The sequence below is a fragment of the Curtobacterium caseinilyticum genome (assembly GCF_030363035.1).
Classification (GTDB): domain Bacteria; phylum Actinomycetota; class Actinomycetes; order Actinomycetales; family Microbacteriaceae; genus Curtobacterium; species Curtobacterium caseinilyticum.
In genome coordinates this window covers 239,386-252,010 of the sequence record NZ_JAUCMN010000006.1, presented here as the reverse complement: position 1 = coordinate 252,010, position 12,625 = coordinate 239,386, and the positions used below count along the sequence as shown (strand labels likewise).

Annotated in this window: 12 protein-coding genes; 5 read left to right on the top strand and 7 right to left on the bottom strand. The window is 71.8% G+C overall.

Translation table 11 applies throughout. From position 1 onward, the window contains the following. Nucleotides 1–152 precede the first annotated feature (152 nt). Nucleotides 153–755 (bottom strand): DnaJ family domain-containing protein, encoded by a 603-nt coding sequence (locus QUG93_RS10690; RefSeq protein WP_289473881.1) that lies wholly within the window; start codon nucleotides 753–755, stop codon nucleotides 153–155. 112 nt (nucleotides 756–867) lie between these two features. Between QUG93_RS10690 and QUG93_RS10685 the strand changes: the two genes are divergently transcribed. Continuing rightward, nucleotides 868–1,929, top strand: a complete 1,062-nt coding sequence (locus QUG93_RS10685) for a sodium:calcium antiporter (RefSeq protein WP_289473880.1) — start codon at nucleotides 868–870, stop codon at nucleotides 1,927–1,929. 31 nt (nucleotides 1,930–1,960) lie between these two features. Here QUG93_RS10685 and QUG93_RS10680 read toward each other — a convergent pair whose 3' ends face one another. Beyond that, the gene (locus QUG93_RS10680; protein WP_289473879.1) at nucleotides 1,961–3,775 is read right to left on the bottom strand and encodes a glycoside hydrolase family 15 protein; all 1,815 of its coding nucleotides are present in this window, start codon (nucleotides 3,773–3,775) and stop codon (nucleotides 1,961–1,963) included. 506 nt (nucleotides 3,776–4,281) lie between these two features. Here QUG93_RS10680 and QUG93_RS10675 point away from each other — a divergent pair. From QUG93_RS10675 to QUG93_RS10660, 4 genes are all read left to right on the top strand, one after another. Beyond that, nucleotides 4,282–5,448 carry an RtcB family protein gene (locus QUG93_RS10675; RefSeq protein ID WP_289473878.1) on the top strand — a complete coding sequence of 389 codons (1,167 nt, stop codon included), beginning with the start codon at nucleotides 4,282–4,284 and terminating at the stop codon, nucleotides 5,446–5,448. A gap of 184 nt (nucleotides 5,449–5,632) precedes the next feature. After that, on the top strand, nucleotides 5,633–6,466 hold the full coding sequence (locus tag QUG93_RS10670) for a DUF1206 domain-containing protein (RefSeq protein WP_289473877.1): 834 nt from the start codon (nucleotides 5,633–5,635) through the stop codon (nucleotides 6,464–6,466). 138 nt (nucleotides 6,467–6,604) lie between these two features. Continuing rightward, a complete protein-coding gene (locus QUG93_RS10665; protein WP_289473876.1) occupies nucleotides 6,605–7,480 on the top strand; it encodes an SMP-30/gluconolactonase/LRE family protein in 876 nt (291 codons plus the stop codon). A gap of 43 nt (nucleotides 7,481–7,523) precedes the next feature. After that, on the top strand, nucleotides 7,524–8,612 hold the full coding sequence (locus tag QUG93_RS10660; RefSeq protein ID WP_289473875.1) for an alpha/beta fold hydrolase: 1,089 nt from the start codon (nucleotides 7,524–7,526) through the stop codon (nucleotides 8,610–8,612). Between the two features lie 130 nt (nucleotides 8,613–8,742). Here QUG93_RS10660 and QUG93_RS10655 read toward each other — a convergent pair whose 3' ends face one another. The 5 genes from QUG93_RS10655 to QUG93_RS10635 all read right to left on the bottom strand — a co-directional run bounded on the left by QUG93_RS10655 (nucleotide 8,743) and on the right by QUG93_RS10635 (nucleotide 12,587). Further along, the gene (locus QUG93_RS10655) at nucleotides 8,743–9,936 is read right to left on the bottom strand and encodes an NAD(P)/FAD-dependent oxidoreductase (protein WP_289473874.1); all 1,194 of its coding nucleotides are present in this window, start codon (nucleotides 9,934–9,936) and stop codon (nucleotides 8,743–8,745) included. A 7-nt stretch (nucleotides 9,937–9,943) separates the two neighbouring features. Continuing rightward, the gene (locus tag QUG93_RS10650; RefSeq protein WP_289473873.1) at nucleotides 9,944–10,744 is read right to left on the bottom strand and encodes an SDR family NAD(P)-dependent oxidoreductase; all 801 of its coding nucleotides are present in this window, start codon (nucleotides 10,742–10,744) and stop codon (nucleotides 9,944–9,946) included. 2 nt (nucleotides 10,745–10,746) lie between these two features. Beyond that, a complete protein-coding gene (locus QUG93_RS10645; protein WP_289473872.1) occupies nucleotides 10,747–11,253 on the bottom strand; it encodes a Dps family protein in 507 nt (168 codons plus the stop codon). Nucleotides 11,254–11,362: 109 nt separating this feature from the next. Further along, on the bottom strand, nucleotides 11,363–11,875 hold the full coding sequence (locus QUG93_RS10640) for a MarR family winged helix-turn-helix transcriptional regulator (RefSeq protein WP_289473871.1): 513 nt from the start codon (nucleotides 11,873–11,875) through the stop codon (nucleotides 11,363–11,365). A 154-nt stretch (nucleotides 11,876–12,029) separates the two neighbouring features. Then, the gene (locus QUG93_RS10635) at nucleotides 12,030–12,587 is read right to left on the bottom strand and encodes an NADPH-dependent FMN reductase (RefSeq protein ID WP_289473870.1); all 558 of its coding nucleotides are present in this window, start codon (nucleotides 12,585–12,587) and stop codon (nucleotides 12,030–12,032) included. Nucleotides 12,588–12,625 lie beyond the last annotated feature (38 nt).

Genomic DNA, 12,625 nt, shown 5'->3' with positions numbered 1-12,625 from the left:
CCGCGGGACACCACCGCACCACGACGCGAAGGCGCCGCACCCCGACCCCGGGACGCGGCGCCTTCCGCACGTGCACCGACGGCGTGCAAGGGCGAGCACCGGCCGGGAGGCGCACCCCACCCCCCCGCACGCTCGCCGCGGACGACGGGCGGTCAGCCCCGGCGCCACCACCGCCGTGGTCGTTCGGCGGCCTCGGCCGCCGCGCGTTCCGCGGCGGCCCGCTCGTCGGCAGCGCGACGCTCGGCCCGCCGGTCCCGCCAGTGCTGCACCTCGGCGTCGACGTCGCGCATCGGCGTCACGACCGGAGGACCACCCAGCAGCTGTCGTCGGGCCTCCTTCACGCGCGCGTTGAAGTCGACGAGGACGTCCCGCACGTCGTCCTCGGTCGTGAGGGCGTCGAGGTGGTCGTCCAGCTCGGCGTCCTCGGTGCGCAGCGCCAGGGCGGGTGGGGCGATGCCGCGGATGTCCTCGCGCTCGATCTTCGCCTTGATCCACCAGTCGGGGTCGTGCCGGCCGTCGTTGCCGGGCAGCGGCTTGCCCCGGTACGGGTTGCCCTCGAACACCCCGCGGCGCTCGGCTTCCTCGATCCGGTGTCGAGCGTGCTGCTCGACGTCCTGCAGCCGGAGCAGGCGACGCTCCTCGCGCACCTCGTCCGGGTCGAGCGAGCCGCGCTCGACCTCGCTGTCCACCAGCTGCTGGTACCGGTACCGGGCAGCTCGTCGCAGCCGGTCCATGCGTGCGTCGACGTCGTTCATCGCCAGTCCATCATGCCCGCGACCACCGACGACCGGTCCAGGCCGGTGCTCGCCGAGCCGTTCGGCGCACACCTCGGAACGTCCCCGGCGGGCCCGGGCCACGGTCAGGTGCATGGGATCGCTGCCGCTCTGGGCGCTCGTCCTGATCTTCGTGGCCGGTGCCGCGGTGATCTGGGTCGCGGGCATCCAGCTCTCCAAGACCACCGACGTCCTCGACGACCGCCTGCACCTCGGCAGCGCACTCGGCGGCCTCATCGTGCTCGCCGTCGCCACGAACCTGCCGGAGATCGCCATCACGGTGAGTGCCGGACTCTCCGGGAACATCGAGGTCGCCGCCGGCAACATCCTCGGCGGCATCGCGCTGCAGACGGTCGTGATCGCGATCCTCGACGCGTTCGGCAAGCGGGGGAAGGGCGTCCGGCCGATCACCTACCGCGCGGCCTCGCTCACGTTGGTGCTCGAGGCGGTCGTCGTCGTGGCGGTGCTCGCCGTGGTCGTCGCGGGGAGCCAGCTGCCTCCGGACCTCGTCGTCGCGCGGCTGACTCCCGACGTGGTCCTCATCGCCGCGATCTGGGTCGTCGGGCTCCTGCTCGTGCAGCGCGCCGGCAAGGGGTTGCCGTGGCACCAGGACGGCCGGGCACCCGACGCGTCGCCGCACGCGTCGGGGCACCGGACACGGAAGCAGGACCCACCGCGGATGAGCACACGGAAGGCGGCGGTCGTCTTCACGGTGTCGGCCCTCGCGACGCTGGTCGCCGGTGTCGTCCTCGAACGCGCGGGTGATGCGGCGTCGGAGCAGATCGGCCTGTCCGGGGTGCTCTTCGGCGCCACGGTGCTGGCACTCGCCACGAGTCTGCCGGAGATCTCCACCGGCATCCAGGCCGTCCGGCAGGGCGACGACAACCTCGCGGTGTCGGACATCTTCGGGGGCAACGCGTTCCTGCCGGTGCTGTTCCTGGTCGCCACGGTGCTGTCCGGCAAGGCGGTCCTGCCGCAGGCGAACGCGAGCGACGTGTACCTGACGGCCCTCGCCGCGCTCCTGACGCTCGTCTACGCGGTCGGCCTGGTGTTCCGGCCGAAGCGGCGGATCGTCGGCATGGGCGTCGATTCGTTCGTCGTGGTCGTGCTCTACCTCGTCGGCGTCGCAGGCCTCGTGGCGATCACACTCGGCTGAGTGCGGCCGCGCGTGCTGGGCCGGGAGCGGCTCAGGACTCCGCCGCGACCTCTTCGATCGTCAGCGCCGCCTGGATGAGCGCGAGGTGGGACAGCCCCTGCGGGATGTTGCCCATGAAGTGACCGTCCTCGCTGATCATCTCGCTGTACAGCCCCACATCGTTGCCCTGCTCGACCATCTCGTCCATCAGGGCGCGGGCGTCGTCCACGCGGCCGACGCACGCCATCGCCGCTGCGAGCCAGAACGAGCAGGCGACGAAGGGCGACTCCTCCTGCTCCACACCGGAGTAGCGGTACACGAGCGGTCCGCGCTGCAGCTGGTCCTCGATCGCGCGGATCGTCGACTCCATGCGCGGTCCGCGGTCGAACGCCGACATCGCGTGCAGCAGGATGGAGGTGTCGAGCGTGCCGGACCCCGGGTACATGACGTAGTGGCCGCGCTCGTCGTCCCAGCCGTGCTCGGACACCCACTGCTCGATGAGCTCGCGATTCTCGATCCACTTCTCGCGCGGGCCGTCGATCATGCCGGCGTCGTGCAGCTCGACGGCGGCGTCGAGGGCCTGCCAGCAGCCGATCTTGCTCGTCACGTAGTGCTGCGCCTCCTGCAGCTCCCACATGCCGGAGTCCTGCTCGGGCCAGCGGTGGCAGGCGTCGTCGGCGAGCCGTTGGAGCACTCCGGCCGTCTGGCGGTCGAGCACGTTGCCCGCCCGTACGTACTGCCGCATGATCTCGAAGACGTCGCCCCAGACGCCGAGCTGCAGCTGGTCGCCGGCACGGTTGCCGATCGTCACCGGACCGATGCCGTTCCACCCCGGAACGTCGCGTTCCTCGACCCCGTCGGTCTTCGATCCGTCGAGCTCGTAGAAGATCGGCATCGTCTCGTCGTGCTCGGCGATGGTGCGCATCACCCACGAGACCGCGGCGTGCGTCTCCTCGCGCAGCCCGAACCGGGTGAGGGCGTGGACGGTGTACGCCAGGTCGCGGACCCAGGCGAACCGGTAGTCCCAGTTCTTCCCGCCGGAGCGGTCCTCGGGCAGGCTGGTCGTCGGCGCCGCCGCGATCGCCCCGGTGGGCGAGTAGATGAGCAGCTTGAGGGCGAGGGCGCTGCGCTGCACGGCCTCCGACCACGGGCCGTCGTAGGAGAACTCCTCCGACCACGTCGCCCAGTTCGCGATGGTGCGGTCGACCGCGTCGAGCGTGCGCTGCGGTTCGGGGAGGAAGATCGGCTCGTTCTCGGTGCCGACGATCGTCAGGATCGACTTCGAGCCCTCGCTCGTCGAGAACCGGCCGGAGAAGCGCGGACCGTCGTCGTGCACCGGCTCGAAGCCGTGCTCGACGATGGCGATCGTCACGCCGTCGATGCCGATGACGGTGCCGTTGGCGGTGTCCAGGCGCTTCGGCTCCGCGGTGTTCAGCAGCGTCCCGGGGACGACCGCCCACTCCATCTCCACGGTGCCGGAGACGCCTTGCACGCAGCGACCGATCTCGGCCCACGGCAGACGCCCGGCGACCCCGGTCACCATCGCGTCGGTGACCGTGCACGACCCGGAGTCGGTCGTCCACGTCGTCACCAGGACGTTCGTCCCGGGCAGGTACTCCCGCTCGGCCGTCGCGTCGCCGGTCGGTCGGAGCGCGAGGTGGCCACCGTGCTCGGCATCGATGATGCTGGCGAAGACCGGCGGCGAGTCCATCGACGGGATCGGCAGCCAGTCGATCCGGCCGTCCTTCGCGACCAGCGCCACCGTGCGCCCGTCGCCGATGGCGCCGTAGGAACGCAGCGGCACGTAGCCGTCGGTGCGCTCTTCGTTGTCGTTCGCGTCAGGGGTGTCGCGGGTCCGCTCGGTCATGGTCCCAGCCTGCACGGGGAGGCGAGGTGACCATCAGCCGGACGTACCCCGCTGTGGACGGGCGAGTCGCGCCTCCTGGCTGTGCAGGAGCGACCGCCTCGGCGGTCACCCGCGGCCCCGCAGCTGTGGCGACACGCCCGGGCGACTTGTGCGGCTCGGGCGTGTCGCACTACTGTCGGTCCTCCTGCCCGACGGGCAGGACCGCCCGACCCGGGCACCTCCGGAAGGACCGCGATGCGCACCCAGCAGCACAGCAGCCGCAGCGAGCACCAGCTCGATGCGCTCGTCGTGCTGCCCGCAGTGCAGTACGCGAACCAGTCCCTCCGCGAACCCGCGTAGGCACGCTGCCGTCTCCCGACGCCCCGTGCCCACCCGGCCCGGGGCGTCCCTCCCGTCGTTCCTCCACAGGTGCACTGCGCCGAGACGGAGGCGCAGGATCCGTCCGCCCCGGACCGTCACCGCGACGGCCGCCCGGCCGTCGACCCTCACGACGAAGGACGAACACCGTGGAGAAGATCAACGACCGATTGCTCAGCTGGGCCTCGATGCTCGAGGAGAACACCGAGCAGCAGGCCCGCACGACGGCCCGGATGCCGTTCGTGTTCCCGCACCTCGCGCTGATGCCCGACGCGCACCTGGGGCTCGGGGCCACCGTCGGCTCCGTCATCCCGACCCTGGGCGCCGTGATGCCGGCCGCCGTCGGCGTCGACATCGGCTGCGGCATGATCGCCGTCCGCACGCAGTTCGGGAAGGCCGACCTGCCCGACGACCTGCAGCCCCTCCGCGAGCAGATCGAGCGGGCGGTCCCCTTGTCGGCGGGTGCGTCGAACCGGAAGATCGTCGCCACCGCCGCCCCGCGGATCGCCGAGCTCGAGGCGCTGGCCGACACCGCCGGCTTCGACCCGGCGGGCGCACACGGCGGGTGGCGGAACCAGCTCGGCACCCTCGGGTCCGGCAACCACTTCATCGAGGTCTCGCTCGACGAGGAGGACCGGGTCTGGCTCTTCCTGCACTCCGGGTCGCGGGGCGTCGGCAACAAGATCGCCCAGCGGCACATCACGGTCGCCAAGCGGATGATGCAGCGGTGGTGGATCGAGCTGCCCGACCCCGACCTCGCCTACCTCGTCGAGGGCACCCAGGAGTTCGACCGGTACATCGCCGAGCTGCGGTGGGCACAGCACTTCGCCCTGCTCAACCGCGAGGAGATGATGGACCGGGTCGTCCGGCAGCTGTCCGAGGTGCTCGGTCGGCCCGTGGACGAGCAGGAGCGGATCAACTGCCACCACAACTTCACGCAGCGCGAGACGCACTGGGGCAAGAGCGTCTGGGTCTCCCGCAAGGGCGCGATCCAGGCACAGGCGGGGCAGCCCGGACTCATCCCCGGGTCGATGGGCACGGCGTCGTACGTCGTCGAGGGACTCGGCAACAAGCCGTCGCTCGAGTCGTCGCCGCACGGTGCCGGTCGGCTGTTCTCGCGGTCGGCGGCACGCCGGACCTTCACGCACGACGAGCTGCGGGCGGCGATGGTCGGCATCGAGTACCGCGACACCGACGCGTTCCTCGACGAGATCCCCGCGGCGTACAAGCCGATCGACCAGGTGATGGCGGACGCCGCCGACCTGGTCCGGATCCGGCACACGCTGCGGCAGGTCGTCAACGTCAAGGGCGACTGACCGCCAGACGGGAGGCGCGGGGCACGTCCGCCACGCGCCTCCCGCCCGTTGCGCGCCTCCGGTCCGCCGCGCACCTCCGGTCCGCCGCGCGCCTCCGGTCCGCCGCGCGCCTCCGGGCCGCCGCGTCCGGGCGCGGACCGGCGCGTCTCGGACAGCACGCCCGGCATCGGGCACGCTGGTCGGGATGAGCGACCAAGCGGAACGAGCAGTGCGCGAGACCGGACGACAGGCGCGCAACGTCGCCGACAGCAGGTGGTTCGAGCTGCTCGTTCGCGCCGGGTACGTCGGCAGCGGCATCGTGCACCTGCTGATCGGGTACCTGGTCGTCCTGCTCGGCCTCGGCAACGCGTCCGGGGGCAGCGAGACGGACCAGTCCGGTGCCCTGCAGCAGCTGGCGGACGTCCCCGGCGGCGTCGTGCTGCTCTGGGTGGTGGCCGTCGGCACCGCCGCACTCACCCTGCGGCTCGTCGTCGAGACGATCGTCGGTGGCCGGTCGGACAGCGCCCGCGCGTGGGCCACCCGCGCGGAGAACGCGGGCAAGGCCGTCGTCTACGGCGTCGTCTCCTGGTCGGCAGCGACCTTCGCCCTCGGTGCAGGCAAGAGCTCGAGCGGGTCCAGCCGGAGCGCTGCGGCCCAGGCGCTCGCGACCCCGGGCGGCGTCCTCCTGCTGCTCGCCGCCGCCGCGGTGGCGGTCGCCGTCGGGGTGGGGATGGTCGTGATCGGCGTCCGCCGGTCCTTCCGGAAGCACATCGTCCGGCCGCCGGAGTCCCTCGACCGCATCGTCACCGTGCTCGCGGTCACCGGCTACGTCGGCAAGGGCTTCGCGATCGTCGTGGTCGGTGTGCTCCTCGCCGTGGCGGGCATCCGCAGCGACCCGGACCAGGCCACGGGACTCGACGGTGCCTTCGACGCGGTGCGGGAGCTGCCGGCCGGGACCGTGCTGCTCGTGGCGATCGGCATCGGGTTCCTGGCGTACGGCGTCTGGTGCTTCTTCCGTGCCCGCTTCGCGCGCCTCTGATATGTTGGCATCAGCTCGCCTCCTGCTGGGGGGATGAGAAGTCGGAGCCGGTGCACCTGGGGTATACCAGGTCCCGGCTCCCGCGCTGTCCGGCGTCGCTGGCAGGCCGTGCACGCCCGCCGCGGTAGACGGGGACGCATGCACACCGACGCCGTGACCGGACCCGTGACCGTCCTCTGCGACGAGCAGGCGGTGCTCGCCGAGAGCATCGTCTGGGACCCGGCGGCCGAGCGACTCCGGTGGACGGACATCACGCTCGGGCTGCTCACCACCGCCCGCGCGGACGGGACGGTCGAGTCGAGTGTGGCGCTGCCGCCGCCCCTCGCGAGCTTCCAACCCCGCGCGCAGGGCGGCTTCGTCGCGGCCCTCGGCGACACGGTGGTGCTCACGGACGAGCAGGGCGTGGTGGAACGCGAGCTCGTGCGGGTGCACCACGCGACCGGTGAGATGCGCTTCAACGAGGGCAAGTGCGACCCGTTCGGTCGCTTCCTGGTCGGCAGCATGGACCTCTCCGACCAGGACCCTGCCGGTGCGCTCTACTCCGTCGAGCCCGACGGCACCACCCGGGTGCTGCGCGGCGGCTTCGGGGTGACGAACGGCATGGAGTGGTCGGCCGACGGTGACGTGATGTACGTCACGGACACGAGCACGTCGACGATCTACCGCGGCTCCTACGGGCCCGACGGGGAGCTCGGCGAACTCGAGCCGTTCGTCAGCGGCGCGGCGCACGACGGGCTGGTCCGCGACGACGAGGGCTGCTTCTGGACCGCGGTGTACGGCAGCGGGCGGGTCGAGCGGTGGGACGCCTCCGGTGCGCACCTCGAGACCGTCGAGGTGCCGGCACCGAACGTCACCTCGGTCGCGTTCGGTGGGCCGACCATGTCGACGCTGTTCATCGGCACCGCGCGCGAGAACAGCACGGAGGAGCAGCTGGAGCAGTACCCGCACTCCGGCGCGGTCTTCGCTGTGGAGACCCGAGTGCACGGCACCCCCGCTTCTCCGTTCGGCGGGTGATCGACCGGTATCGTGGGCGGTCGCCAACCCACAGGAGGCCGCCGTGCACGACCAGGACGCACCGCAGTCCGATCCCGCCCCGGACCCGGCGGGGGAGCTCGCCCACGCCGAGGACGCCGACGTCGAGGTCGAGGTCGACCGCATCGCCGTCGACGGCACCTACGTCCGGGTGAGCTCGATCGGCCAGCCGGGCGACCGGGCGTTCGTGCTCGTCGCCGGGCTCGGCATCGCCGCGACCTACTACGAGCGGCTCGCCCCGCACCTCAACGAGAACGGGCCCGTGCACGCGCTCGACCTGCCCGGGTTCGCCGGCGTCCCCCGCTTCCGGGGCGCCGTGTCGATCGAGCGGTACGCGGACGCCGTCGAACAGGTCATCCGTGCGCTCCGGCTCGAGGACCCGGTGCTCGTCGGGCACTCGATGGGCACCCAGGTGGTCACGGAGGTCGCCGCGCGGAACCCGCACATCCGCGACCTCGTGCTCATCAGTCCCGTCGTGGACAGCCGGGCGCGGAGCATCCCGACGTCGGCGTTCCGGTTCCTGCGCTCGGCGCTGCACGAGCCGGCCGCGGTGCGCTGGCACGCCGTCACCGCGTACGCGCTGTGCGGCTGGCACTGGTTCAGCAAGGTGCTGCCGAAGATGATCGCGTTCCCGATCGAGGAGCGCGCTGCCGAGGTCCGTGCGCGCACGCTCGTCATCCGCGGTGAGCACGACGCGATGGTGCCCCGCGAGTGGGTGCGCTCGCTCGCCCGGGTGTTCCCGCACGCCGTGCTCCGCGAGGTCGTCGGCGGTGCGCACTCGGTGATGCACGCGCAGGCGGACGCGGTCGCGCAGCTCGCCGTGGCGCACGTCGCCGGACGGATCACCGACCGTGGTGTCGGTTCGCTCAAGCGTGTCCGCGACACCACGACCTCGTCGGACCTGGCGCGTCTCGGGCCGAAGGACGCCTGGCTGGTCCTGAAGTCCCGCTTCATCGAGCTGGCCGGTATGGCGAAGGGCGACGACGAGGAGCTCGAGCGCGCGAAGTCGGCGCACGCGGTCGCGATGGCCGACGGCGACGGCATCCCGGTGGACCCGTCGGACCGTGCTGAGGTCGTCGACGACGTCGCGCCCGAGGTGCGCGACCGGCGCTGACGCGCGCTGCGGCGAGACTCGCCCCCCCACTCGGATCCGGGACCGGTCCGTCGGAGCGACCGTCCGCGCCCGGAACCCGGGCGCGGACCGTCGCTCTCGCCGACCACTCGGCCGGATGCGCAGGGGTGCGCTACGGCGTGATGCGCCCCGGCAGCATCTCCCGCGTCAGCGCGTTGGCGTCCGCGAGCACCTTCCGTGCCTCGTCGGTCTTGCCCGACACGTTCCACAGCAGCACACCGCGGACCGTGTCGTCGTCGTCCAGGTAGTAGACGACGCCGGTCGTGTCCGGGTCCTGCCAGTCCTCGAGGGTGTGCAGCTCCGTCGACACCCGACCGACCGCCTCGTACCCCGTGTCGAAGACGTTCGAGTAGAACATCGGCGTGTGGTCGTACGTCTCGTCGGCGTCCGCCAGGTTCCGTCCCGCCTGGCGCCCCTGCTGCGTCGCGTTGTCGACGTGTTCGACGCGACGGGTGCCGAGGATGCGGTCCGGGTACTCGGCGACGTCGCCGGCGGCGAAGACCGAGTCGTCGTCGGTGAGCAGCGTCGACGACACCACGATGCCGTCCCGCACGGTGAGTCCGGCGTCGGCGGCGAGCTGCGTCTGCGGTTCGATGCCGAGGCCTGCGACGACCGCGTCGGCCTCGATGACCGACCCGTCGTCCAGCGTCAGGGACACACCGTCGCCGGTCTCCGTCCCCTGCTCGACGCGTCGGCCGGATCGCAGGTCGACCCCGTGGTCGACGAACCGCTGGTGGAACGAACGTGCGAGCCCCGCGGGGAACATGTGCCCGCCGAGGACCTCGTCCGGGGTGACCAGGGTCACCCGGGCGCCGTTCTGCACGATGCCGGCGGCGATCTCCGTGCCGATGTAGCTGCCCCCGACGACGGCGACGTAGGCCCCGGAGTCGGCGAGCTCACGGAGCCGCCGGTAGTCGGCGGCGCTGCGGTAGTCGAGCACCCGCGACGACGGCGACAGTCCGGGCAGGCTGCGCGGCTTCCCGCCGGTGGCGAGGAGCAGTCGCTCGTAGCCGTAGGTCTCGCCCGCCGAGGTCGTGACCGTCTTCGCCGCGCGGTCGATCGACGTCACCACGGTCCCGAGCAGGAACGTCGCTCCGGTCTCCTCCGTGTGCAGGTCGACCTTGTCGTCCCAGCTGAACCCGGGGTCGGTCCAGAGCTTCTTCGACAGCGCGGGACGGGCGTACGGCCGGTCGACGTCCTCACTGATGATGCCGATCGAGCCGTCCTGGTCGATCTCGCGGATGCCGCGTGCGGCCGAGTCGGCGACCATCCCGCCTCCGACGACGAGGTACCGGAAGTCCGTCATGGTTCTCCTAGATGGTGGCGACCGAGCCGGAATCGACGCGGTAGTTCGACCCGTTGACGAAGCTCGCCAGGTCGGAGCACAGGAAGGCCACGACGTTCGCGACCTCCTCGGGCTCGCCGCGGCGACCGAGCTCCATGTACGGACGTTCCTCGTCGAGGAAGCTCGAGACCGCCTCGTCGAACGAGGTGCCGAGCTGCTTCGCGCGCTTGTCCATCATGGCGTCGGTCATCGGCGTGTGGATGAACGCGGGGCTGACGGTGTTGACGAGCAGGCCCTCGGACGCGTAGGACCGCGAGAGGCCCTTGGCGAACGAGAGCACCCCGGCCTTGGCGGCGCAGTAGGGCAGCTCGTCGTCGTACGGCTGCGAGGCGTCCTCGGACACCAGGTAGACGATGCGGCCCCAGCCGCCGTTGCGCAGGTCGCCGATGAACTCGCGCGTGATCCGCACCGGGCCCATCAGGTCGACGTCGATGGTGTCGAGCCAGCCCTGCTCGTCGATCTCGTGGAACATGCCCTGGGCGCCGGTGACCCCCGAGGACTGCACGAGGATGTCGATCTCGCCGACGGCGTCACGCACCTTCCCGTGCAGCGCGGCGAGGCTGTCGGCCTTCGTCACGTCCGCAGCGAAGGCGAACAACTTGCCGTGCGGTGCCTCGAGCTGGTCGGCGCTGGTGTCGAGCCGGCCCTGGTCGATGTCGGTGACGACCACGGTCGCACCCTCCGCCAGGAGGATGCGAGCCGTGTTCCAGCCGATGCCGGAGTCGCCACCGAAGACCAGGGCGGTCTTGCCCTGGATCCCGAGGTCCACGGTCAGGAGGCGGTGGAGGCTTCGGCGGTCGCCGGGCTCGTGGCCGCCGCGAGGGGCGTGCGCGGAGCGCGGTTCTCGGCGGAGACCATCCAGGCGAGCTGCTCGAGGCGCTCGATGAAGCCGTGGAGCAGGTCCGCGGTCGTCGGGTCCTCGTCGTCGACCTCGTCGTGGACGTCCCGCATGGTGCCCGTGGCCTGGTACAGGCGCAGGGTCACCAGGTCGATGGCGTCGTGCGTGGCGACCTCGCCCTCGGGGAACGGGTCGAGGTGGCTCGACTGCGCGACCGTGGCCGAGCGGCCGTCCGGCACGGCGTAGAGCGCACGCATGCGCTCGGCGGTGTCGTCGGCGAACTCGCGTGCTGCGTCGACGATCTCGTCGAGCTGCAGGTGGAGGTCGCGGAAGTTGGTCCCGAGGATGTTCCAGTGGGCCTGCTTGCCCTGCAGGTGCAGGTCGATGAGGTCCACCAGGACGGCCTGGAGGTTGGCGGCGAGCTTGTCCGATGCGTGCATGATCGGCTCCTTTCGCGGTCGGTGACCCTTCCGGTCTACGCGGTCTCGCGGGCGGCGTTCCCAGAGCACGTGGAAGCGGGGTGTCCCCCGTGGTGCTCCGACCGTCCGGTCAGTGCTCCGGGACGGGGTCGACCTGGTCGACGGCGCTGCGCATCTGCTCGAGGAACGTCGCGACGACACGGGCGTCGTCGGCGGAGAGCCCCTCGGCGACGTCCATCATGCGCCGGTGCATGATGCCGAGGGTCGCGCGGACCTCGTCGTCGGTCTCGACGGTGGGGGTGATGACGAGTGCCCGACGGTCCGTCGGGTGCGGGGCACGCCGGACGTGGTTCGACTTCACCAACCGGTCGATCAGGATGGTGGTCGACGCCGACGAGATCTTCAGGTAGGCGGACAGGTCCTTCGGCTTCACGATGCGCCCGGCTCGCTGCGCCTGCAGCAGGTAGCGCACGGCGAGCAGGTCGGTCTCGCCCATGCCCATCGAGTCACGCGTCCGCCGCCGCATCGCGGTCTCCGCGGAACGGTACCGGCGCAGGGCGTTGAGCACGGCGACGCCGCGCTGGGTGGCGTCGTCGTCCGGGAACCAGTACCCGGACGGCTCCGCGATCTCCTGCGTGGTCATGCCGCTCAGGGTAACCCCTCTGGTATCTCGTCCGTCTAGTGATCCGGGGCGTCGACCGGCCACCGACGCGACGACGTGACGGACGGGAGGCGCGGTGTCCGCTGGCACCGCGCCTCCCGTCCCTGCGTGGTCACCCGACGGCGACCGGTGCGGCTCACGCCGCGACGCGCTCCTCGGCGGCGCTCGCCAGGGCGCGGAGCGCGCCCTGCAGGAGCTCCACGACCTCGGCGTCCTCGCGCGGGTGGGTCTCGGCGAACCGGACCACCGACTGCGGGATGGCGACCTTGACGTCCTCGAGCACCTTCGCGCCGGCGATCCCGGCCGACTTGCGGGCGTCGTCGTGCGCCCAGACGCCGCCGTACTGACCGAACGCCGAACCGATGACGGCGAGCGGCTTGCCGGACAGCGGCGAGGCGCCGAACGGGCGCGAGCCCCAGTCGAGCGCGTTCTTCAGCACGGCCGGCATCGTGCCGTTGTACTCGGGCGTGACGAGCAGCAGGGCGTCGGCGGCTGCGACGGCGTCGCGGAAGGCCACCGCTGCGGCGGGCGGCGTGTCGCCGTCGATGTCCTCGTTGTAGAAGGGCAGGTCGACGATGCCGTCGAAGGTCGTGAGCGCGATGCCCTCCGGAGCGTGCTGCTCGGCGGCCTCCGCGAGCTGACGGTTGGTGGAGCCGGCGCGCAGGCTGCCGACGAGGACGAGGACGTTGGTCATGGGGGATCCCTTCTCCGGCGTGACCGTCCGGTCACGAC

What these genes read in the sequence shown, in the direction of transcription:
- QUG93_RS10690 (WP_289473881.1), bottom strand. Translation starts at nt 755, where the DNA reads ATGAACGACGTCGACGCACGCATGGACCGGCTGCGACGAGCTGCCCGG.
- QUG93_RS10685 (WP_289473880.1), top strand. Translation starts at nt 868, where the DNA reads ATGGGATCGCTGCCGCTCTGGGCGCTCGTCCTGATCTTCGTGGCCGGT.
- QUG93_RS10680 (WP_289473879.1), bottom strand. Translation starts at nt 3,775, where the DNA reads ATGACCGAGCGGACCCGCGACACCCCTGACGCGAACGACAACGAAGAG.
- QUG93_RS10670 (WP_289473877.1), top strand. Translation starts at nt 5,633, where the DNA reads ATGAGCGACCAAGCGGAACGAGCAGTGCGCGAGACCGGACGACAGGCG.
- QUG93_RS10665 (WP_289473876.1), top strand. Translation starts at nt 6,605, where the DNA reads ATGCACACCGACGCCGTGACCGGACCCGTGACCGTCCTCTGCGACGAG.
- QUG93_RS10655 (WP_289473874.1), bottom strand. Translation starts at nt 9,936, where the DNA reads ATGACGGACTTCCGGTACCTCGTCGTCGGAGGCGGGATGGTCGCCGAC.
- QUG93_RS10645 (WP_289473872.1), bottom strand. Translation starts at nt 11,253, where the DNA reads ATGCACGCATCGGACAAGCTCGCCGCCAACCTCCAGGCCGTCCTGGTG.
- QUG93_RS10640 (WP_289473871.1), bottom strand. Translation starts at nt 11,875, where the DNA reads ATGACCACGCAGGAGATCGCGGAGCCGTCCGGGTACTGGTTCCCGGAC.
- QUG93_RS10635 (WP_289473870.1), bottom strand. Translation starts at nt 12,587, where the DNA reads ATGACCAACGTCCTCGTCCTCGTCGGCAGCCTGCGCGCCGGCTCCACC.